The organism is Nonomuraea angiospora (assembly GCF_014873145.1).
GTDB classification, from domain to species: Bacteria; Actinomycetota; Actinomycetes; order Streptosporangiales; family Streptosporangiaceae; genus Nonomuraea; species Nonomuraea angiospora.
In genome coordinates, this window is sequence record NZ_JADBEK010000001.1 from 8,574,810 (window position 1) to 8,594,115 (window position 19,306).

Annotated in this window: 14 protein-coding genes; 5 read left to right on the plus strand and 9 right to left on the minus strand. The window is 73.6% G+C overall.

Features of this window, described 5'->3' with window-relative positions; all coding sequences use genetic code 11:
- Positions 1-102: 102 nt before the first annotated feature.
- Complete coding sequence (locus tag H4W80_RS39490; RefSeq protein ID WP_192789727.1) at positions 103-1,602, minus strand: M28 family metallopeptidase; 1,500 nt, start codon at positions 1,600-1,602, stop codon at positions 103-105.
- Between the two features lie 120 nt (positions 1,603-1,722).
- Positions 1,723-2,670, minus strand: coding sequence for a DNA polymerase domain-containing protein (locus H4W80_RS39495; RefSeq protein WP_318787269.1), 948 nt, complete (start codon positions 2,668-2,670; stop codon positions 1,723-1,725).
- Positions 2,671-2,720: 50 nt separating this feature from the next.
- On the opposite strand from H4W80_RS39495, the gene H4W80_RS39500 reads away from it, so the two are divergent.
- On the plus strand, positions 2,721-3,317 hold the full coding sequence (locus H4W80_RS39500; RefSeq protein ID WP_192789729.1) for a histidine phosphatase family protein: 597 nt from the start codon (positions 2,721-2,723) through the stop codon (positions 3,315-3,317).
- On the opposite strand, the gene H4W80_RS39505 is transcribed toward H4W80_RS39500, so the two are convergent.
- A complete protein-coding gene (locus H4W80_RS39505) occupies positions 3,280-3,915 on the minus strand; it encodes a maleylpyruvate isomerase family mycothiol-dependent enzyme (protein ID WP_192789730.1) in 636 nt (211 codons plus the stop codon). The two genes, H4W80_RS39500 and H4W80_RS39505, sit on opposite strands and share 38 nt — an antisense overlap.
- Positions 3,916-3,977: 62 nt before the next feature.
- Here H4W80_RS39505 and H4W80_RS39510 point away from each other — a divergent pair, with 62 nt between their 5' ends.
- Positions 3,978-4,403, plus strand: coding sequence for a MarR family winged helix-turn-helix transcriptional regulator (locus H4W80_RS39510; protein ID WP_225963904.1), 426 nt, complete (start codon positions 3,978-3,980; stop codon positions 4,401-4,403).
- 171 nt (positions 4,404-4,574) lie between these two features.
- Here H4W80_RS39510 and H4W80_RS39515 read toward each other — a convergent pair whose 3' ends face one another.
- Positions 4,575-7,958, minus strand: a complete 3,384-nt coding sequence (locus H4W80_RS39515; protein WP_192789731.1) for an AfsR/SARP family transcriptional regulator — start codon at positions 7,956-7,958, stop codon at positions 4,575-4,577.
- Between the two features lie 133 nt (positions 7,959-8,091).
- Here H4W80_RS39515 and H4W80_RS64290 point away from each other — a divergent pair, with 133 nt between their 5' ends.
- Both H4W80_RS64290 and H4W80_RS61590 read left to right on the plus strand, forming a co-directional pair.
- The gene (locus H4W80_RS64290; protein WP_337960007.1) at positions 8,092-8,847 is read left to right on the plus strand and encodes a hypothetical protein; all 756 of its coding nucleotides are present in this window, start codon (positions 8,092-8,094) and stop codon (positions 8,845-8,847) included.
- Positions 8,753-9,304, plus strand: coding sequence for a GDSL-type esterase/lipase family protein (locus H4W80_RS61590; protein ID WP_337960008.1), 552 nt, complete (start codon positions 8,753-8,755; stop codon positions 9,302-9,304). The genes H4W80_RS64290 and H4W80_RS61590 overlap by 95 nt, the downstream gene beginning before the upstream one ends.
- Before the next feature lie 17 nt (positions 9,305-9,321).
- Here H4W80_RS61590 and H4W80_RS39525 read toward each other — a convergent pair whose 3' ends face one another.
- The 3 genes from H4W80_RS39525 to H4W80_RS39535 all read right to left on the minus strand — a co-directional run bounded on the left by H4W80_RS39525 (position 9,322) and on the right by H4W80_RS39535 (position 14,452).
- Entirely contained in the window at positions 9,322-9,987 is a 666-nt protein-coding gene (locus H4W80_RS39525; protein ID WP_192789732.1) for a DUF4097 family beta strand repeat-containing protein, read from the minus strand.
- A 101-nt stretch (positions 9,988-10,088) separates the two neighbouring features.
- Complete coding sequence (locus H4W80_RS39530; RefSeq protein WP_192789733.1) at positions 10,089-10,619, minus strand: P-loop NTPase family protein; 531 nt, start codon at positions 10,617-10,619, stop codon at positions 10,089-10,091.
- 83 nt (positions 10,620-10,702) lie between these two features.
- Positions 10,703-14,452 carry a S8 family serine peptidase gene (locus H4W80_RS39535; RefSeq protein ID WP_192789734.1) on the minus strand — a complete coding sequence of 1,250 codons (3,750 nt, stop codon included), beginning with the start codon at positions 14,450-14,452 and terminating at the stop codon, positions 10,703-10,705.
- Positions 14,453-14,615: 163 nt separating this feature from the next.
- Here H4W80_RS39535 and H4W80_RS63950 point away from each other — a divergent pair, with 163 nt between their 5' ends.
- Positions 14,616-17,468, plus strand: a complete 2,853-nt coding sequence (locus H4W80_RS63950) for a helix-turn-helix transcriptional regulator (protein ID WP_192789735.1) — start codon at positions 14,616-14,618, stop codon at positions 17,466-17,468.
- A 4-nt stretch (positions 17,469-17,472) separates the two neighbouring features.
- Here H4W80_RS63950 and H4W80_RS39545 read toward each other — a convergent pair whose 3' ends face one another.
- Together H4W80_RS39545 and H4W80_RS39550 are read right to left on the minus strand one after the other, a co-directional pair.
- Positions 17,473-18,132, minus strand: a complete 660-nt coding sequence (locus tag H4W80_RS39545) for a response regulator (RefSeq protein WP_192789736.1) — start codon at positions 18,130-18,132, stop codon at positions 17,473-17,475.
- The gene (locus H4W80_RS39550; protein WP_318787270.1) at positions 18,129-19,262 is read right to left on the minus strand and encodes a sensor histidine kinase; all 1,134 of its coding nucleotides are present in this window, start codon (positions 19,260-19,262) and stop codon (positions 18,129-18,131) included. The genes H4W80_RS39545 and H4W80_RS39550 overlap by 4 nt, the downstream gene beginning before the upstream one ends.
- Between the last annotated feature and the right edge of the window lie 44 nt (positions 19,263-19,306).

The following is a 19,306-nucleotide window of genomic DNA, read 5'->3' on the forward strand; positions in this document are numbered from 1 at the left end:
GGTGCCGTGGTGCCGTGGTGCCGTGGTGCGAAGGTGCCGAGGTGCCAAGGTGGTGCCCGGGTGGGCGGCCGCCAAGTCGGCCGCCCACCCGGTGTGGAGCCGTCAGGCGGCCGACTTCGCGGCCAGGGGTGCCGTCGCGGGGGCCGTTCGCGGCGGGATGGAGCGCAGGTTGAAGGCGAAGCGGGCGACGGAGTCCGCGATCGCGTCCAGGTCCACGTCCAGCGCGGTGTCGTCGATGTTGGCGATCGTGTCGCATGCCTGGTGGTAGCAGGCGTCGTACGCGACCCCCGCCGTGCCGCCGAACAGCGCCGCCTCCTCGGGCGTCTTGATGCCCTCGGCGCCGGTGAAGATCCCGCCCGCCGGGATGCCGGCGTCGATGAACGGGCCGTAGTCGGAGCGCCCGTCGAAGTCGGTGCCGACGGTGGGCAGGTTGCGCGAGCCGTAGAAGGCTTCGAGTTGCTTCTCGATCTGTGCCGATCCGGGCGGCCCGGCCGGGGAGCCCTCGTTGTCGGAGTTGTCCCCGTCATACAGCTTGTACGCGTAGTTGGGCGAGGCCACCATGTCGAAGTTCAGGTAGACCCGGATCCGGTCGCGCTGCGTCTCCGGCAGCGACGCGACGTACTGGTCGGACCCGAGCAGCCCGATCTCCTCGCCCGCCCAGAAGCCGAAGCGCACCTTGTTCTTCACCGGATAGAGCGCCATCTCCTCGGCGACCTCCAGGATGGACGCGGTGCCCGAGCCGTTGTCGTTGATGCCGGGACCGGCGGGCACGCTGTCGAGGTGGGCGCCGGCCATCACCACGTTGCGCGGGTCGCCGAAGCGGGACTCCGCGATCACGTTGTCGTTGGTGCCGAGCACGAGGGTGGAGTCGACCTTGAGCCGTACGGTCGCCCCGGCCGTGGCCGCCAGCTCGTTGCCGACCGCGAAGTCGGCGAAGACCATCGGGACCCCGGCCCGCCACTCGCCGATGTCCAGCGGGTACGCGTCGGTCCGGCCCGGCTGGCCCTCGTTGAACACGATGATCCCGGAGGCCCCGGCGCGTCCCGCGTTGCGGATCTTCAGGGCGAAGGCGCACGTGCCGCGCTGGATGAGCGCGATCCGCCCGGCCACGAACCCGTCGAAGTCGGACGCTTCGCAGCCGCTGGTCGAGGTCGGTGTGGGGGTCGGCGGCAGGGTCAGGTCCACGGCCTGGACCTGCGCGGTCACGTCACCGGCGGGGGAGGGCTCGAAGGAGAAGAAGTCGTCGTTCGGCGCGTACGTCTTGGAGCTCGGCGCGGTGAGGCTGAGCGTGGGCGGGGAGTTCTCGGCCCAGCTCTGGACGAAGTCGATCGGCTGGAGCGTGACCTTGTATCCGGCCTTGCGTAGTTTGCCTGCCACGTAGTCGCGGGAGGCGTTGTAGCCGGGGGTGCCCGCGGCGCGGGTGCCGCCGTTGGCGTCGGCGATCGCCTGGAGGGCGGCGAGGTGCTTCTTGGCGTTCGGGCCCTTCACCTGCTTGACGAGCAGTTTGGCGAAGAGGTCGTCAAGGCCGCCGGCGTTGGCCGGGGTGGTCAGAGCCAGCGGTAGGGCTAGTGCGGTGATCAGTGCGATGGCGATTCGACGCATAAGGGTTCCCCTGGTGGACGAATGCGATGATTCCCTCGAGCCGCCACGCGAACGTAACCCGGCAGAGGATCACTGAGAAGGCCCACTCGGGCGTCAATATCCGGACATATCCGGATGAGGTCACTCGGCGCGGCGGGCGCGGGCGCGCCGCTTGCCCTCGTGCATCGCCTGTACGCGGGCGACCGGGATCGTGTGCCCCTCCTCGACCAGGTCGGCGGGCAGCCGCTGCGGCTCGGGCATGGACTCCGCCCACGGGTCCGCGTCCTTGAGCAGCCCGGCCGCCGTGTGCACGGTGAAGTCGGCGGGCACGACCTGATCGAGCGACTCCCACGCCACGGGGAACGACACGGGCGCGCCGGGGCGTACGCGAGGGCTGTAGGCGGCCGCCACCGTGGCCCCGCCCGCCCTGGTCGAGTCGATGAACACCTTGCCCGCGCGGTCCTCGCGGATGAACGCCGTGGTGGCCAGCGCCGGGTCCACCCGCTCGGCCCGGGCCGCCAGCGCGCGGGTGGCCGCGGCGAGGTCCTCCATGCCCGTCCCCTCGGCCACGGGCACGAACACGTGCACGCCCTTCGCCCCGCTGGTCTTCACCGCGCCCGCCAGCCCGGCCTCGTCGAGGGCCTGGCGCACCAGGAAGGCCCCGCGCACGGCCAGCTCGAAGGCGTCGCTGCCGTCGGGCGGGTCGAGGTCGAGGATCATGTGGGTGGGATGGGAGCCCACGAACAGCCCCGGGTGGTACTCCACGGCCCGCTGGTTGGCGAACCACAGCAGCGTCCTGCGGTCGTTGCAGAGCGCGTACGTCACCTGCCGGCGCGACGCCTCGGCCCACACGGAGACCGACTGCACCCATTCGGGGGCGTACTTGGGCAGGTTCTTCTGCATGAACGGCTCCTGCCCCGGCCGTACGCGGATGACCGAGAGCGCGCGGTCGCGCAGCACCGGGAGGATCCGGTCGGCGACCGCGTCGAGGTAGTCGACCAGGTCGCGCTTGGTCGCGCCGGCCCCGTCGAACAGGGGCTGGTCGAGGTTGGTGAGCGCCACCCCGTCACGTGTCTCATCGCCGGCCACCCGCCCTACGATGCCCATGACGTGTGTCCGAGGTCAACAACTGGAGCCCGATGACTCGCTACCTCTACCTCACCCGCCACGGCGAGGCCACGCCGGACGAGAGCGGCCTGACCGCGAACGGCCGCCGCCAGGCCGCGCTGCTCGGCGAGCGGCTGAAGGACGTCCCCCTCTCCGCCGTCCACCACGGCCCGCTCCCGAGGGCCGCCCAGACCGCGCGCCTGATCGCCGAGCACCTTCCCGGCGTGCCCGTGCGCGTCTCGGAGGCGGCCGGGGACTACCTCCCGTACGTGCCGGCGAAGGAAGAGCTGCCCTCTGAGCACGCGGACCGGTTGCTCGGCTTCCTCGCCGGCTTCCCGGCCGACGGCGGCGCGCGGCTCGCCCGCCAGGCCGAGGAGCTGTTCACCGGTCCGGTGGAGGAGCCGCGTCACGAGCTCGTCGTCACGCACAACTTCCTGATCGGCTGGCTCGTCCGCGCCGCCCTGGACGCCCCCGGCTGGCGCTGGCTCGGGATCAACCACTGCAACGCCGCCCTGACCGTCATCCGATATTCGCCGGACCGCCCGTCCTCCGTGCTCTTCTTCAACGACATGGCCCACCTGCCGCCCGAGCTCAGGTGGACCGGATTCCCGCCCGAGCTGCGCCTGTAGCTCCCCGCAGGCCGGGCAGCGCGGCCGGCCGCCCGCTGAGCAGCAGGAGCAGCGCCTGTACGGGCCCTTCGACCACGTCCCCCTCGCCCGCCGACCAGTCCACGTCCGTGGCCACGAGCCGCAGCCCGCGCAGGCGCCGCTGCGGATGGAAGGGGAAGCCGCGCTCCCAGATGTGCGCGGCGCAGGCGCGGGCCGCCTCCAGCGGCATGGCCCGGTCGAGGCCGAGCGGCACGGCGATGTCCTGGGCGTGGACCAGCACGTCGAAGAGCGGGTCGAGTGGCTTGGTCGTCGGCGCCCGGCGGTGCGAGGTGGCCGACTCGCGTACCTGCGCGACGAGCTCGCCGACCGGCAGCCTGGCGTGACGTACCGCCGTGTCGTGGACGAAACGATTGAAGCTCCCGCGCGCCCGGACGAAGTCCACCATCGCCCGCGGGACGCTCACCCTGGTGGCGAGCGCGAGGTGGGCGGCCACGTCGCGGATCCGCCAGCCCTCGCAGAGCGAGGGCCGCTCCCAGTCGTCCGGGGGCAGCGAGCCGAGCAGGTCGGCCACGCCGCGCCGCTCGATCTCGAGGGCGGCCCAGATCTCTTCCTGGTTCATCGCACCCTCCCATTGCTAAGGTGGCCTTAATATAAGGCTTCCTGGGCGATTGGAGAAGGGGCTTGGCCGCCACACATCCACCGCACGTCATTGCCCTGCTCTATGAGGCGTACCTGCGGCTGCAGGATGTCGTGCTCGACGCCGGCAGGACGTACGACGCCCGCATCCGGCCGGCGCACTCGGCGGTGTTCTTCCACATGGAGCACGACGGCATCCGCCTGAGCAGGCTCGCGGAGAAGGCGCAGATGACCCCGCAGGCGATGGGGGCGCTGGTCGACGACCTCGAGGAGCTGGGCTACCTGCGCCGGGTGCCCGATCCGGCCGATCGCCGCGCCAAGCTCATCGAGTTCACCGAGCGTGGCGACGAGGCGCTGAGGGTCGGCTACACCGCGATCGACGACGTCGAACGACGCCTCGCGGCCCTGCTCGGCGAGGACGGCCTCGCCGAGCTGAACACCACGTTGGGCCGCGTCATCGACGCCTTCTAGCCGGCCGTCTTCTCCCGTTCCTCGCGGGTGGGGATCAGCCCGGCGGGCGCGAGGATCTTCGACTCCTCGAATGGCGCCTCCGTGGTCCTTCTGGTGGTGGACGGCGGGGCCCAGACGCCTGCGTCCCGTCGTACTTCGGCCGGGGGCTTTGGGGTGGACGGGGGCCGGACGCTACGTCGCGCCGTACTTCGGCCGGGCCGGGTCGGCTGTGGTCACGGCCGTCTGCGCGTCCAGCTCCCAGCCTTTCGCGTACGCCGCGGCGAACCCTTGTCCGCCCAGCGCGGCCTGCCCCCGGCGGGTGAGCTCGCGGACCTGCGGATCGGTGTGGTCGTGCGCGCCCCGCAGCCGGGCGGCGGCACCGAGCAGCACGGCCGACTTGTGCCGCCGCCCGCGCGCCTCGGCGAGCGCGGCCGTGTTCACCGTCACCAGCGACAGGACCGGCAGTTCGCGGGTCGCCAGCGCGGCCGCGTACGCCTCCCGCAGCCCCTTGTCCGCGCCGGGCAGGTCGCCCAGCGCCAGGCACAGCGCGGCCCGTGCGCTGCCGACCAGCGTCCGGGCGTGGTCCGCGGGGAACGCGGTGCCGCCGAGCAGACCCCGTTCGGCGTCGTCGAGCAGGTCGCCCGCCCTGTCCAGGTCGCCGAGCCGCACCCGGAGGCCGGCCTCCCATGCGTCGACCAGGACCAGCAGCTCCGCCGAGGACGCGTGCACCGCCCGCTCCCGGGCGGAGTCGATCATCGCCATCGCCCGGCCGGTGTCGCCGCGCCGGAGGTGCACGTCGATCCAGCGCAGGTCGCTGTAGAGCTGGTCGCCGAGGCTGAGCGTGCCGAACTCGCCCGCCAGCCTCCGGGCCTCGCGCAGGTCGGCCAGCGCGCCGTCGAGGTCGTCGTACCGCCGCAGCCGGGCGCGCATCGACAGCGTGGCGGCCTGGCCCCAACGGTCGCCGGCCTGCCGGAAGCGGGCCAGGGCCGCCTTCACATGGACCCGCGTCCGGTCGAGCGCGCCCGCGTTCTCGGCGATCTCGGCCTGGAACATGTGGGCCAGCCCGGACAGCCACCCGTCGTTGCCGTCGGCCAGGCGCTGGAAGATCGCGAGCGCGGCCTGCTCCTCCTCCAGGAAGAGCAGGATCGGGCCGAACACCCGGTAGTGGCCCGGCAGCTCCGGATGCGCGAGCAGGCGGTCGGCCAGCCCGCGCATCTCCGCCCGGTCGTCCGCGGCTTCCCCGGCGGTGATCCCCGACAGGATGTCCGCCCGGCTGAGCAGGTAGGCGGCTCGGGCGCAGTCGCGCTCGGGCGTCGGCCCGCCGCCGGGTATCGCCAGGGTCTCGCCCAGCCAGTAGGCGGCGTCGAGGTGGCGGCCGGACATCTGCCAGTACCAGGCCAGGGTGAGGGCGAGGGCGGTCGCGCCGGGAGAGTCGTGGGTGGCGCACAGGTGGCGCAGGGCGGCGAGCGTGTTGTCGTACTCGGAGCCGATGACCTTCATGGCCGTCAGCTGGCCGGGCCCGCGCAGCTGAGGGTCGTGGCGGGCCATCAGCTCGGTGAAGTGGGCGGCGGCCAGGGCGCGGGCCGTGCCGAGGTCGCCGGTGTCGGTCAGGCGGTCGGCGCCGTACTCGCGGATGGTTTCGAGCATGCGATAGCGGCCGGTGTCGGGCGCGAGCTGCAGCAGCGACCGGTCGACGAGGGTGGCGAGCAGTTCGGGGATCTCGGCGGCGGGTACGGCGGTGCCGGCGCAGACGGCGGTGGCCGAGGCGGTGGTGACGCCGCCGGCCAGGATGGAGATCCGTTCCGCGACGGTGCGTTCGTGCTCGTCGAGCAGCTCCCAGCTCCAGGCGATGACCGCGCGCAGGGTACGGTGCCGGGGCGGCGCGGTGCGGCTGCCGGTGGTGAGCAGCCGGAACCGGTCGGAGAGCCCGTCGGCCAGGTCGGGCAGCGACATCGTACGCAACCGGGCGGCGGCCAGCTCGAGGGCCAGCGGCATGCCGTCCAGGCCGTGCACCACGCGCACCACGTCGGGCAGCGTGGTCTCGTCGACGTCGAAACCGGGTCGCACGGCCGCGGCCCGCTCGGTGAACAGGCGTACCGAGGCCGCCGTCCGGGCCTGTTCGACGCTGTCGTCCGGGTCGGGCAGCGCGAGCGGGGCCAACGGCACGAGCGCCTCGCCGTCGACCGCGAGAGGTTCGCGGCTGGTGGCGAGCACGCGCAGCCCGGGGCAGCGGGGCAGCAGCGACGCGACCAGGTGGGCCACGGCGTCGATCAGGTGCTCGCAGTTGTCGACCAGCAGCAGGCCCTCCCGGCCGCCGAGCTCGCCGACGAGGACGTCCAGCTCGTCACCCTCGACCCGCTTGCGGGCGTCGAGCATCGCGCCGCCCCGGAGCCCGGTCCCGGCGAGTACGGCCGTGGCGATCTTCGCCGGTTCGGTGACGGGCGCGAGGTCAATAAGCCAGCCGCCGTCGCGGTATTCGTGCTGGTGGCGGCGGGCGGCCTCCAGCGCGAGCCGGGTCTTCCCGGCGCCGCCGGGGCCGAGGACGGTGACCAGGCGTCCGGTGGCGAGCAGGGCGCCGATGCGCGTGAGGTCGTCGTCGCGGCCGATGAAGCTGGTCAGCGGCGCGGGCAGGTTGGCCGGCCGGATCAGGCCGGGCTCGGTGGCCACCCGCCACCCGGCATCCCGCCCGGCCACGGCCGCAGCGCTCCCGCCCCCGGTGTCCGCGCCCGCAGCGCTCCCGTTCTTGGCGTTCGCGCCCGCCGGGCTCCTGGACGCAGTGCCTGCAGCCGAGGCGTCTCGCGCCAGGACGGGCTGGTCGGGGCGTAGCAGGCGCAGATGGCGTTCCCGCAGGGCGGTGCCCGGGTCGGCGCCGAGGACGTCGGCCAGGGTGTGGCGGACCCGCTCGTAGACGGCCAGCGCCTCGGCCTGACGCCCCTGGGCGGCGAGCGCGTCCATCAGCAGCGCGGCCGCCCGCTCGTGGACCGGGTGCTCGGCCAGCAACCCGGTCAGCCGGGCAGCGGCCACCTCGGCCCGCCCCAGCGACAACTCGGCGTTGGCGAGGTCGGCGACCGCCTCGATCGACACCTGTGCCAGCCGGGTCGCCACCGTGGGCGCGACCGCGGCGATGAGTGCGGGTTCGGCGCCAGGACGGTCGCCCCACAACGCCACGGCCTCGGCGAGCGAGGCGCCCGCGGCCTCGGGGTCATCTGCCCGCAGCCTCTCCCGACCGGCAGTGGTGAGCTGTTCGAAATGCAGCGCGTCCACGTCGGCCGCGTTCACCGCCAGCCGGTAGCCGCCCGTGACCTGCACGACCACGCCGCCGGCCGCGTCGGCCGGAGTGAGGGCGCGGCGCAGGCGGGAGACGAGGGTCTGCAGGGCGGGGCCGGGGCCGGACGGCGGCTCCTCCGCCCAGATCGCGTCGACCAGTACGCCCGGCTCCACCGCGCGGCCACCGGCGAGCGCCAGCCGGACGAGCAGGCCCCGCAACCGCGCGCCCAGAACGGGCAGGACGGTGTCACCGCGAGACACCTGAAACGCGCCGAGCAGCGTGACGCGAAGCCGTGCATCCCCGTCCATTCCCCAATCTTCGCGTGTTCCCCCGCAAGACCTCGAAACAGGGCAGCCGTGTCAGCGCCGTATTCGCCCCGTGTCAGCGACCCGCCTCAGTCTTCGCATGCCGTACCACCATCTCGAACAACGGAGGCAGCAGATGATCGAGACCGACAACGCCGGCGGCTGGGTCCGGAGCTGGGGCGCCTCGCCCCAGGCGGCGCACGACGGGCTCGGCTCGCTGGATGGCCACCCGCCCCTCGCCGACGTGACCCTGCGCCAGGTGGTGCGTATCAGCGGTGGCGGGCGCCGGGTGCGCGTCCGCTTCACCAACGAGTTCGGGACCGCGCCCTTCACCATCGGCGCGGCGCGGGTGGGCCTCGCGGCGCCCGGCGGTGGTGTGCGGCCGGGCAACGAGCGCGTGCTGACCTTCTCCGGCGCGTCGGCCGTCACCGTCCCGGCGGGCGCGCCGATCCTCAGCGATCCGGTCGACCTGCCCCTGCCCGCCCTCGCCAAGCTGTCCATCAGCCTCTACCTGCCGGGGAGCGTGGAGACCTGCACCTGCCACGACCCCGCCCTGCAGACCGGCTGGACGATCCCGGGCGACGCCGTCGGCGCCCTCACCCTGCCGGAGGACGCGGAGGTTCTGCCGGTGCGGGCCCTGATCTCCGCCGTCGAGCTGCTCCCCGACTCCCCGGCCAAGACGGTCGTCGTGGTGGGCGACTCCCGCGCCGACGGCGCCGGCTCGACCCCGGACGCCAACCACAGCTGGCCGGAGCTGCTGGCCGGAGCTGCTGGCCGAGCGTCTCGCCGAGCGGGGCGTGGCCGCCGGCTACGTCTCCAACCAGGGCATCAGCGGCAACCGGCTGCTCAACGACGGCATCGGTGCCGCCGCCCTGGCCCGCTTCGACCGTGACGTGCTGGCGACGCCCGGCCTCGGCTACGTGGTGCTCTCCGTAGGCGGCAACGACCTCGGCATCTCCTTCGCCCCGCGGGACGACGACGGTCCTCTGGCCGATTTCCTGAAGATGTTCCCTGGCGCCCCGGTGACGGCGGACGATGTCATCGCGGGCTACCGCCAGCTGATCGCCCGGGCGCACGAGCGCGGCGTGCGGGTCTACGCCACCACGATCGCGCCCTACGAGGGCGCGGAGATCTACACCCCGGAGGGTGAGAGCGCACGCCAGGCGGTCAACGAGTGGATCCGCACCGGCGGCGCCTTCGACGCCGTGCTGGACTTCGACGCCGTCTGGCGCGACCCGGACCGCCCTAGCCGGATCAGGGAGGACTTCCACGCCGGCGACCAGCTGCACGGCAACGACGCGGGCTACCGGGCCCTGGCCGACTCCATAGAGCTGTCGCTGTTCGGCTGAGCCGGCCCGCCTGTGGGTCACAGGCTGCGGGCGGTGATGTCGCCGTTGGAGGTGGTGGCGTGGATGTCGAGCTCGGCGGTGCCGTCGTTCTTGAGGGTGTTCGTGATGCGGCCGTAGCTGGTACCGGCGTCCAGGGCGGCCGAGACGCCGGCGGCGGCGGCGATCGAGATGTCGCCAGACTCGGTGCGGAGCACGACCTTGCCGCCGGTGGCCTCGGCGATGTGGATGTCGCCGCGGGCGGTGCTGATCTCGGCGGGGCCGCCGAGGCGGCCGACCTCGACGTCGCCGTCGGTCGCGGTGAGGCGCAGGCTCGCGGTCTCCTCGAGCGTGATCTGGCGGTACGCGCCCTCGAAGGCGACGTCGCCGAGGCGGCCGGCGGTCCGGAGCTCGGCACTGGCGCTCTTCGCCTCGACGCGGGAGCCGGCGGGCAGCTTGACCGTCACGTCGATGGATCCGGACGGGCCGAGGTACTGGTTCTTGGCCGCGGAAGTCTCGATGCGCAGGACGCCGTCGGCGAATGCGACCGTGGTCTGCTCGGCCGCCTTCACGTCACGGCTCTTCGAGGCGTTCGTGGGCCGGACCTCGACCGTGGTCTCGGCCTGGTCGGCGGCGATGAACTGCAGGCGTCCCGCGGGGATGTCCAGGACGGCGGAGATCGCGGCGGGGGTGTCGAACTTCTGCATGATGTGCTCCTGTGCGGTGTTTCTTTCGATGTCCAGAGCATCGCCGACCGCGCTGATGCCGGACCGTCGCCGTCCTGACGCCGCCGCTGACAGACGGCGGTTCAGGAAGGCTCACCCACCGAACTGAGCCAGGTGGCGGACGAGCGGACGGTGGTGAAGCGAAGAACGTGCAAAGGAGCAAAGCGTGGATCGTGGACGCGTCGCTGGATGTCCGCTCGTCGCGCCGCGTGCTGGGACCACGCCCACCAGGCGGGATGATCCCGCCGGAACCATTCCGCGACGGTCTCCCGGTTGCCGTTGAAGATCGACTCGCGGAGGAGCGTCCTGCGCAGCGACCGCCGCAGGATCCGGGGCATGATGACCCGCCGGGGGTAGTCCAGCCACACGACGGTGTCAGCACGCTCCCACAGCAGATCACGGACCTCCGGATAGCCGAACGAGTCGAAGACCCAGGCGGGCGACCGGGTGATCTCGGTGACCTGGGCGGCGAACCGTTCGTTCTCGGCCCAGCCGGGGCCGGCGAAGAAGAGATCATCCATCTCGTGGTAGGGCACGGCGAGCCGACTGCTCAGCGAGCGTGCCATGGTGGACTTGCCCGCCCCTGTGATGCCCACGACGAGGATGCGACGCACCCGTACACCTTAGGCTCGCGGCGCGGCGAGGTGCCGGTCCGAGTGTGGGAGGGGGCCTTCGGGGTGAAGGCCCCCTCCGCGGGTCAGGGTTGCTTCCAGGGGTTGAAGTAGGCCACCGTACCGAAGTCGATCTCCATCGAGCCCGAGGTGCTCCCGGCCGTAGCCGTCGCCCCGGTGACGAAGATGCGGATGCCGGCCGCCGCGTCCACCGCCAGCGCGTGCGAGCGGTCCTGCGCCCCGGCCGCCCCGTCGTAGCGCCCCGTCCACACCTCCTGCCCAGTGGCCGAGTCGTACGCGACCGTCACGTAGTCACTCCCGCCGACACCGTCCTCGGAGTCGGAGCTCTCGCCGGTGATGACGACCCTGGAGCCGTCCGGGGTGGCGGCGACGTCCCAGGCGTAGTCCTCGCCCTTCCCCTGCCCGTCGCGGCGCTGCACCCACGCCCGCTGACCCGTGCCCGGGTCGTAGGCGACCGTGGTGAAGTCGGACCGCGTGCCCTCTCCCTCCGTGTTGCCGGTCACGTAGAGCCTGCCGGCGGCGAGGATGATGGCGTGCGGGGTGTCGCTGCCGTGCGCCGGCCCGTCGTAGCGGTCCGTCCAGAGCTCCTTGCCGGTGGCGACGTCGTAGGCGACCGTGACGAGGTCGGTCTGCGTGCCCTTGCCCTCGCTGGATCCGGTGACGTAGACGGACTTGTCGTCCACGGCCATGCCGGAGGGGATGTCCATGCCGTTCGCGGGGCCGTTGTGCCGGGCGGCCCAGAGCTGTTCGCCGGTGGCCGTGGCGAACGCCACGGTGCCCCAGTCGGAGAAGCCCGTGCCGGGGACACCCTGGCTCTGGCCGGTGACGAAGAGCCTGGACCCGTCCGGGGTCACCTCGATCTCCCGCGCGTCGTCGGTGCCGCCCCCGGGCCCGTCATAGTGCCGCAGCCAGGTGCGCTCCCCGTTGCCGGCGTTGTACGCGACGACGAAGTAGTCGTCCTTGCCGCCCTCGGCCAGCGTGCTCATGCCGGTGGCGTAGACGCTCTTCCCGTCGGGGCTGACCGCGACCGCGTTGGCGAAGTCCGACAGGTTGCCGGGCCCGGTGTGCCGGGCGACCCAGAGCTCCGCGCCCGAGGCGGTGTCGTACGCGATGGTGACTGCGTCGTTGCCGGTGTCGGTGCCCGCGCTGATGCCGGTGACGAAGAGCTTGCTCCCGTCGGGGCTCATCACGATCGCCGCCGGCTCGTCGTACGTCCCCGCGGGGCCCTTGTAGCCCTTGCTCCACAGTTGCGCGCCGGTGGCCGCGTCGTAGGCGACGGTGGCGATGCTCGGGCTGAGCGCGCCGGGGGACGTCCCGAAGCTGGCGCCCGTCACGTACACCCGCTTGCCCTTGGGATCGAGCGCGATGAACTCGGCGGAGTCCGCGCCGCCCGCGGCCCCGTACGTGGCCGACCAGGTCTCGGGCACCGGCCGCACGAGGACGGGCACGCGTACGCTGTGCCGCCCGTCCTTCCACGTGAGCTGCCCGCCCGTGTAGGCGTTCATCGGGGCCGTGGTCCGCGTGAACGTGACCGTGAACGACTTCGTCTGCCCCGGCCGCACCGTGAGCCGGCTCGGCGTGACCTTGGCCGTGATCCCGGCCAGTCCTGAGGTGGAGGCCGTGTACGTGGAGGTCGAGCCGCCGACGTTGGTCACCGAGCGCGTCACGGTCTGCGTTCCGGGCAGCCGGCCCACCGAGATGGACGGGCCGTTGAAGTCACTGGGGTCCAGCGAGTGGCCCCGCTCCTTCAGCGCGTCGCACACCTTCCGATCGATGCCCGTGGTCGTCCCGCAGAGGAACGCCGTCCAGTCCTTTACTCCGCTGTCGTAGACGAGCCCGGGGTCGGCGGCGCTGTTGGGGGCGACGTGGCCGGCGCCCTGGCCGAAGATCACCTTCGGGTCGGTGCCGGGCCCGTCCAGGACGTCGGTGCCGCTGGTCATCAGGGCCGACTTGACGGCCATCGGCGACCAGCTCGGGTGCAGGTCCTTCAGCAGCGCGGCGAGCCCGGCGACGTGCGGGGCGGACATGGACGTCCCGCTGGACAGCCCGAACTCGGCCCCGTTGTTGCCCGGCGGCGCCGTCGCGGCCAGGATGTCCTGCCCGGGAGCGGTCAGGTCGGGCTTGAGCAGGTCACCGCCGCCCGCGCTGAGCGGGCCCCGGGAGGAGAAGGCGGCCAGGTAGGGAGCCGGGACGTCGTCGGTGATCCTCGCCTGGTCGATCGTGGCCGTCGCGCCGCTCGTGGCGGCGTAGTCCTTGACCGCCTGCCGGTCCTTCACCGCGAGGTGCACGGTGGGGATGGAGTGGAAGTCGGCGTTGAGGGAGTTCTCGTCGACGTTCACGAGGACCGTGCCGACGCCGCCCGCCTCGGCCACGGCCAGGCTCTTGTCGGCGCGCGGCGTCACCCCGCGGTCGCAGATGACGATCTTGCCCTTCACCTTGGCCGGATCGAGGACCGGTTTGCCGTCGTTGTTCCTGGCGGCGTAGCACTGGGCCACCATGGCCGGGTCGGCGCCGGGCAGCCCGACGGCGGTGGAGTCGACGAGCGGTGCCGGGCCGGCCTTGGCCGTAGCCAGCGAGGCCCCGCTGTACGCCGTGCCGTTCCCGAGCGTCATCGAGCCCTGCGTGCCGCGGTTGTGCGTGCCCGCCGCGACCGTGGCCACCCAAGGGGAGGGGTGGTTGACGGTGGAGGCGGCGGGGCCGTCGTTGCCGGCGGAGGCCGAGACGAAGATGCCCGCCCGCGCGGCCGCCAGGAACGCCATCTCCGCCGGGTCGAGGAAGTCCGTGCTCGTGCCCGAGACCGAGTAGTTGATGACGTCCACGCCGTCCGCGACCGCCTGGTCGATGGCGGCGACGAGGTCGGAGTAGTAGCCGTTGGCCGTCGAGGAGTCCTGCGCCGACCAGAGCGCCTTGTAGACGGCCACCCGGGCGCGCGGCGCCATGCCGCTGATCGCGCCGAACGCCGCCGCCGGACCGGTCGCGGGGACGGCGTGGTTGCCGGCCGCAGTCGAGGCCGTGTGCGTGCCGTGCCCGTTGTAGTCGACCGGCGAGGTGAACTCCCACGGCAGCAGTTCCCGCACGGCCGCGTCGCCGCCCCAGGCCGCGTCGAAGTGCCGCGCCGCGACCACCTTGCCGTTGCAGACCGCCGGACTCGTCTGGGGGCACGCGCCGTGGAAGCCGCGGATCGGCTTGTACGGCCTGCCGCTGCCGTCGGGGTTGGCGAAGCTCTTGCTGGACGGCGTGACCCCGGTGTCGATCACGCCGATGACCAGGCCGTCGCCGGCGCCCTTGCCGTGCCGGCCGCCGGTGGGGCCGCCGAGCTGCTCCCAGAGGCCGCCGCGGGCGTCGAGGCCCAGGAAGTGCGGCGTCGAGGACGTCTGGACCGTCACCTTCCTGTCCTCGGTCACGGCCACGACGTCGGGCATCGCCCGCAGCTCCCTGGCCTGCGAGTCGGTCAGCTTGGCCGCGAAGCCGCCGTACGAGTAGACGTACTCGTAGAGCTTCCTGCCGCCGCCGACCTTCTTGAGCGCGGCGTCGTGCCGGCCGCGCAGGTGGTCCACGTACCTGGTCACGTCGGCCGAGCCCGGGTCGATCTTCTCGCCCTGCGCGGGTCTGGTGGTGGACAGCCCGGCCACGTCGCCCTCGTAGGTGGCGACGGGGTCCGCCGCCATCTGCACGATGTAGGTCTTCTGCTCTTCGGGCGCGGGCTCCGCCTCGGCCACGCCCGGCCAGGCCACCGCGATCAGCGCGGTCGCCGCTATGAGTAAGCGGCGGCCACGCGTAGGTTCGGACAGGTCCATCATCGCCCCTCTGTGCATCGCCCGCTGATCACGCGGAACGATCGCTGAGGCTAATGAGGACGGCCGGGGGGCGGCATCCGTACCGAATACGGATTTTTGGGTGGCATCTATCGCGAGAAGGAGATCAGGTAGCCTGTTTTCCTCTGATATATCGCCATTAGGGCAGGTAGGGGGTGGCCGCATGCCCCGCGTCGCCCCCTCGGGTTCCCTCTCCGACGTGCTCATCGGACGCGGCTCCGAGCTCTCCCTCCTCCGTACCGTCATCGCAGCCCCGCCCTCGCTCGCCATCGTCGAGGGGGAGGCCGGCATCGGGAAGAGCCGCCTGGTGGGGGAGCTGCTGTCCGCGTCCGGGGCGCGCCGGCTCGTGGGGCAGTGCGAGCAGCTCCAGGAGCCCCTGCCGCTGTCCCCTTTGCTCGACGCCTTCCGCCTGGCGGGCGATCTGATCGCGTCCCGGCCGGCCGGCCCGGTGGTGGGAGCGCTCGCGCCGCTCCTGCCCGAACTAGCCGGGCACCTGCCGCCGCCGCTGCCCCCGTTACCGGATCAGCGGGCCGAGCGGCACCGGGTGTTCAGGGCGGCCGTGGCCCTGCTCGACCACCTGAGCCCGCTGGTGCTCGTCCTGGAGGACGTGCACTGGGCCGACGGCGGCACGCACGACTTCCTGGCCTTCCTCGCCGCCCACCAGCCACGCGACGTCGCGGTGATCCTCACCGTCCGCACCGGGTCGGGGTCGCTGCCGATCCGTGAGGCCTTCGCCCGCGCGCCGTCCGGCCCGGCGCGGGTGCTCACCCTGGTCCCGCTGAGCCCGCCCGAGGTGGAGGAGCTCGCGCGGAGCATCCTGAAGGCCGAACTCCCCCGTACGTTCGCGGCCCTGCTCTACGAGAAGACCGGGGGCATCCCGTTCGTCGTGGAGGAGGTGCTCCGCACGCTGCTGGAGCGGCTGCCCGCCGGCGAGATCCCCGGACGCCCCGACGTCCTGTCCGCCCTGGCCGTCCCGACCGTGCTGCGCGACGTGGTGTTGCAGCGCCTGTCCTCCCTGGACGGCGCCGCACGGGAGATCCTCGGGGCCGCCGCGGTCATCGGCACGACGCCCGACGACCGGGTGCTCGCGGAGGTCACGGGCCGCGGCCCCCTGGAGATCGCCAAGGCCCTCGCCTCGGCGCAGGCCATGGGGCTGCTGCACGAGGAGGACGGGCAGTCCCGGTTCAGGCACGCGCTGGCGCGGCAGATCGTGTACGAGTCCGTGACCGCGCCGGAGCGGCGGTGGCTGCACCTCAGGACCGCGCAGGCACTGGAGAGCGGGCCGGGTCCCAGGCCGGTGGCCCGGCTGGCCCACCATTTCCGGCTCGCGGGGCGTACCGAGGAGTTCGTGGCGAACGCGGAGGCCGCGGCCGGCACCGCCCTGTCCCACGGGAACGACGCCACGGCGGCCCGATTCCTGCTCCAGGCGCTGGAGGTCGGCTCGCTGCCCCGGGAGACGCGGGTGCGGCTGGCCGTCAAGCTGGGCCGGGTGGCGGTGGACGGCCTGGCCCACGCGGAGGCCGTACCGATGCTCGAACGCCTTCTCGCCACCGAGCCGCTGCCCGCCCACCTGCGCGGCGAGCTGCGCTTCGCGCTCGGCCGGCTGCTGCGCCAGCAGGGGGAGGCACGGGCCGGCCATCTGCAGATCGAGCGCGCGGTCGGCGACCTCGGCGACCGGCCCGCGCTGCTCGGGCGCGCGCTGGCCGTGCTCGCCGCGCCCGAGACCGTCGTGGACCGGCACGTGAGCGAGCACGCCGCGCGGTGCGACGAGGCGGGGGAGGCCGCCCGCCGCAGCGGCGACCCCGACGTGGACATCGCGGTACGCATCGCGCGGGCCTCCCTGCTGCTGGAGCAGGGGGACCCGGAGAGCGGGCGGCTCATCGACGACCTGCTGCGTGACGACCGGCTCCGCGGCGTGCCCAGGGAACACGCCCGCGCCTGCCTCAACTGGGCCCAGGGCGCGCTGCACATCGGCCGCCTGGAACGCGCCGAGGCCCTGCTGGCGGAGGGGCGCCGGGTGGCCGGCCAGGCCGAGTACCTGCGGGTCGCCGAGGTCGTGGAGCTGGTGTCGGCCGCGGTCGACCGGGCGGCGGGACGCTGGGACGGCCTGGAGGCCCGGGTCCGCCGCCTGGGCGGCACACCCGGCTGGGCCGCCTTCCCGGCCGCGTCGATGGAGGCGGGGCTGCTGCTCGGCGCGCTGCTGGCGGCGACGGGTCCGGCCGAGGAGGCCGTGGCGTGCCTGGGCGAGGTGATCGCCGTCGCGGAACGGGCCGGCGCCGTCTGGCCGCTCATCCCCGCCAAGATGACGCTCTCCCGCCTCCTGCTGACCCTGGACGACGTCGCCGGGGCCGCCGAGCACGCCACCGCCGCGCTGTCCCTCGTACGGGCCAAGGGGAACTGGGTGTGGGGCGCGGAGACCGTCCTGTGCCTGGTGGACGCGCTCGGCAGGACGGCAGGGACCGTGGAGCTCGTGGACGAGCTGGGCACCGGCCTCGAAGGCGCCGACGCCCCGATCGCGCGGGCAGCGCTCCTGACCGCCCGCGCCGTCGTCTCCCAGGACCGGCCGGAGGCCGACGGACTGCTCGACGCGGCGCGTACCACCCTTCAGGAGGCCGGGCTGCGCTACGAGGAGGCCCAGGCGGCGGAGCGCCTGGGCCGATGGCGCTGCGAACGCGGCACGGGCGACGGCGGTCCTGCGCTCGAAGCGGCGCTGCGCCTGTACGCGGCGATGGGGGCCGACCGGGACCTCGCCCGGATCAGCCGGATCATGCGGCAGAACGGCGTGCCGATCCCTTACCCGTGGCGGGGCGGACGGCCGTCCCACGGGCAGACGCTGTCGTCACGGGAACGGGAGGTGGCCCTGCTGGCGGCGGAGGGCAAGACGAACCAGGAGATCGCCACCGAGCTGTTCCTGTCGAGGCGGACGGTGGAGAGCCACGTCTCCAGCGCGCTGCGCAAGCTGGGCCTCCCGTCGCGCAGGGAGCTGCGGGCCCAGGGCGGTCTGGCGGATCCGTAGCGGCTCAGTCGACCAGGCGGTGCTCCCAGGCCCAGGCGACGATCTCGACCCGGTTGCGCAGGCCGAGCTTGGTCATGATGCCGGACACGTGCCCTTTGACGGTGCTCAGCGAGATGAAGAGCTCGGCGGCGATCTCCTGGTTGGTGCGGCCCCTGGCCACGGCCCGGACCACCTCGAACTCCCGCTCCGACAGCGGCTGCGCGGGCGCGCGCCCGGCCGGGGCGGCGGTGGCCGTGAGGTGGCGCAGCAGCCGGAGGGTGAGCGAGGGGGAGATCAGGGCGTCGCCGGCGTTCGCGGCCCGGACCGCCTCGACGAGCAGGTCGGGGCCGACGTCCTTCAGCACGAAGCCGACCGCCCCGCCGCGCAGAGCGCCGTGGACGTACTCGTCGAGGTCGAAGGTGGTGACGACGACCACCCGCAGCGGCTCGGCGACCTGCGGCCCCGCGAGGGCCCGCGTGACCTCGATGCCGTCGAGCCCGGGCATCTGGATGTCCACGAGGCACACGTCGGGGCGCAGCCGGCGGGCCAGGGCGACCGCCTCGGCGCCGTCGGCGGCCTCGGCGACGACGCTGATGTCGGGCTGGTCCTCCAGGATGAGGCGCAGGCAGTCACGGATCATCGCCTGGTCGTCGGCCAGCAGGACGGTGATGCCCGCGGCGCTCATGGCTGCTCCCGCGCCGGGACGGGGAGGGTGGCGGCCACGGACCAGCCGGCGCCGGGGCGCGGGCCCGCGCGCAGCGTCCCGCCCAGGGCCTCGACGCGTTCGCGCATCCCGACCAGGCCGTATCCCCCATGTCCGACGCGTCGAAGCCGGCGGGCCAGGGCGGGCGGGGCGTCGTCCGCGACCTCGACGGTGACCGAGCTCCGGGCCCGCGTGACGGTGACGGTGACCGAGCGGGCCTGCGGGGCGTGGCGGGAGACGTTCGTCAGCGACTCCTGCACGATCCGGTAGACGGTGGTGGCCACCTCGGGCGGCCAGAGCGAGGTGTCCTCGCCCTCGGGCAGCCGCAGCCGTACGGCGGGTCCGTGGCCGCCGAAGCGCCTGACCAGCTCGTCGAGGCCGTCGAGGGAGGGCAGGCCCCGGGCCGGGTCGCGGAGCAGGCCGACGACGCGGCGGGTGGCGGCCAGGGCGTCGGAGCCGGCCGCCTCGATGTCCGCCAGCGAGGTCTCCAGCCGCTCCGGCTGCTTGCGCGCGAGCAACCGCGCGGTCTGCGCCTGGAGCACGACGCACGTGACGTGGTGGGCGACGACGTCGTGCAGCTCCCTGGCCAGCTCCATGCGCTCCCCACGGCGTACGCGCTCCTCGACGGCCCGGCGGCGGCCGGCCAGCAGCCGAGGCCACAGCCCGGCCACGACGGCGCCCGCCCAGCCCGCGGCGCTCATGGTCCCCACGGCCGGCTGGGAGCCGACGGCGAGGGCCGCCGCCACCACCACGAGCCCGCCACCGGCGACGGCGCAGGCCGGGCGGGGAGCGAGCACCCGGACGGCGGACCCGACGAGCACGGACAGCCCGAAGGTCACGCCGGGGCCGGGCTCGGCGGGCAGGTGGGCCACCCGGGCGGCCACGACGGCGGCCGCCGCGACGCCCAGCCCCGTGACCGCCGTCCACAACCGGTCGCGCCGGCGCACGAGCGCGAGCGCGCAGACCGCCGCCCCGGCGGCGCACCCGAGCACCCAGTACGCGCCACCCCAGCTCGCGCCGATCCGGTAGCAGTAGAAGGCGAGCACCGCCGCGGACACCGCGCCGATTGCCACGTCGGCCGCGACCCCGGCCCGCCACTCCAGCACCCGCACACGCCCAGGCTAGGAGCCGCCGCCCGCCCGCCGCACCGGCCGAA

Bases quoted from the DNA above. Each gene is read 5' to 3' on its own strand.
- H4W80_RS64290 (WP_337960007.1), top strand. From the start codon at position 8,092: ATGATCGAGACCGACAACGCCGGCGGCTGGGTCCGGAGCTGGGGCGCC.
- H4W80_RS39515 (WP_192789731.1), bottom strand. From the start codon at position 7,958: ATGGACGGGGATGCACGGCTTCGCGTCACGCTGCTCGGCGCGTTTCAG.
- H4W80_RS39525 (WP_192789732.1), bottom strand. From the start codon at position 9,987: ATGCAGAAGTTCGACACCCCCGCCGCGATCTCCGCCGTCCTGGACATC.
- H4W80_RS39490 (WP_192789727.1), bottom strand. From the start codon at position 1,602: ATGCGTCGAATCGCCATCGCACTGATCACCGCACTAGCCCTACCGCTG.
- H4W80_RS39500 (WP_192789729.1), top strand. From the start codon at position 2,721: ATGACTCGCTACCTCTACCTCACCCGCCACGGCGAGGCCACGCCGGAC.
- H4W80_RS39535 (WP_192789734.1), bottom strand. From the start codon at position 14,452: ATGCACAGAGGGGCGATGATGGACCTGTCCGAACCTACGCGTGGCCGC.
- H4W80_RS39505 (WP_192789730.1), bottom strand. From the start codon at position 3,915: ATGAACCAGGAAGAGATCTGGGCCGCCCTCGAGATCGAGCGGCGCGGC.
- H4W80_RS63950 (WP_192789735.1), top strand. From the start codon at position 14,616: ATGCCCCGCGTCGCCCCCTCGGGTTCCCTCTCCGACGTGCTCATCGGA.
- H4W80_RS39545 (WP_192789736.1), bottom strand. From the start codon at position 18,132: ATGAGCGCCGCGGGCATCACCGTCCTGCTGGCCGACGACCAGGCGATG.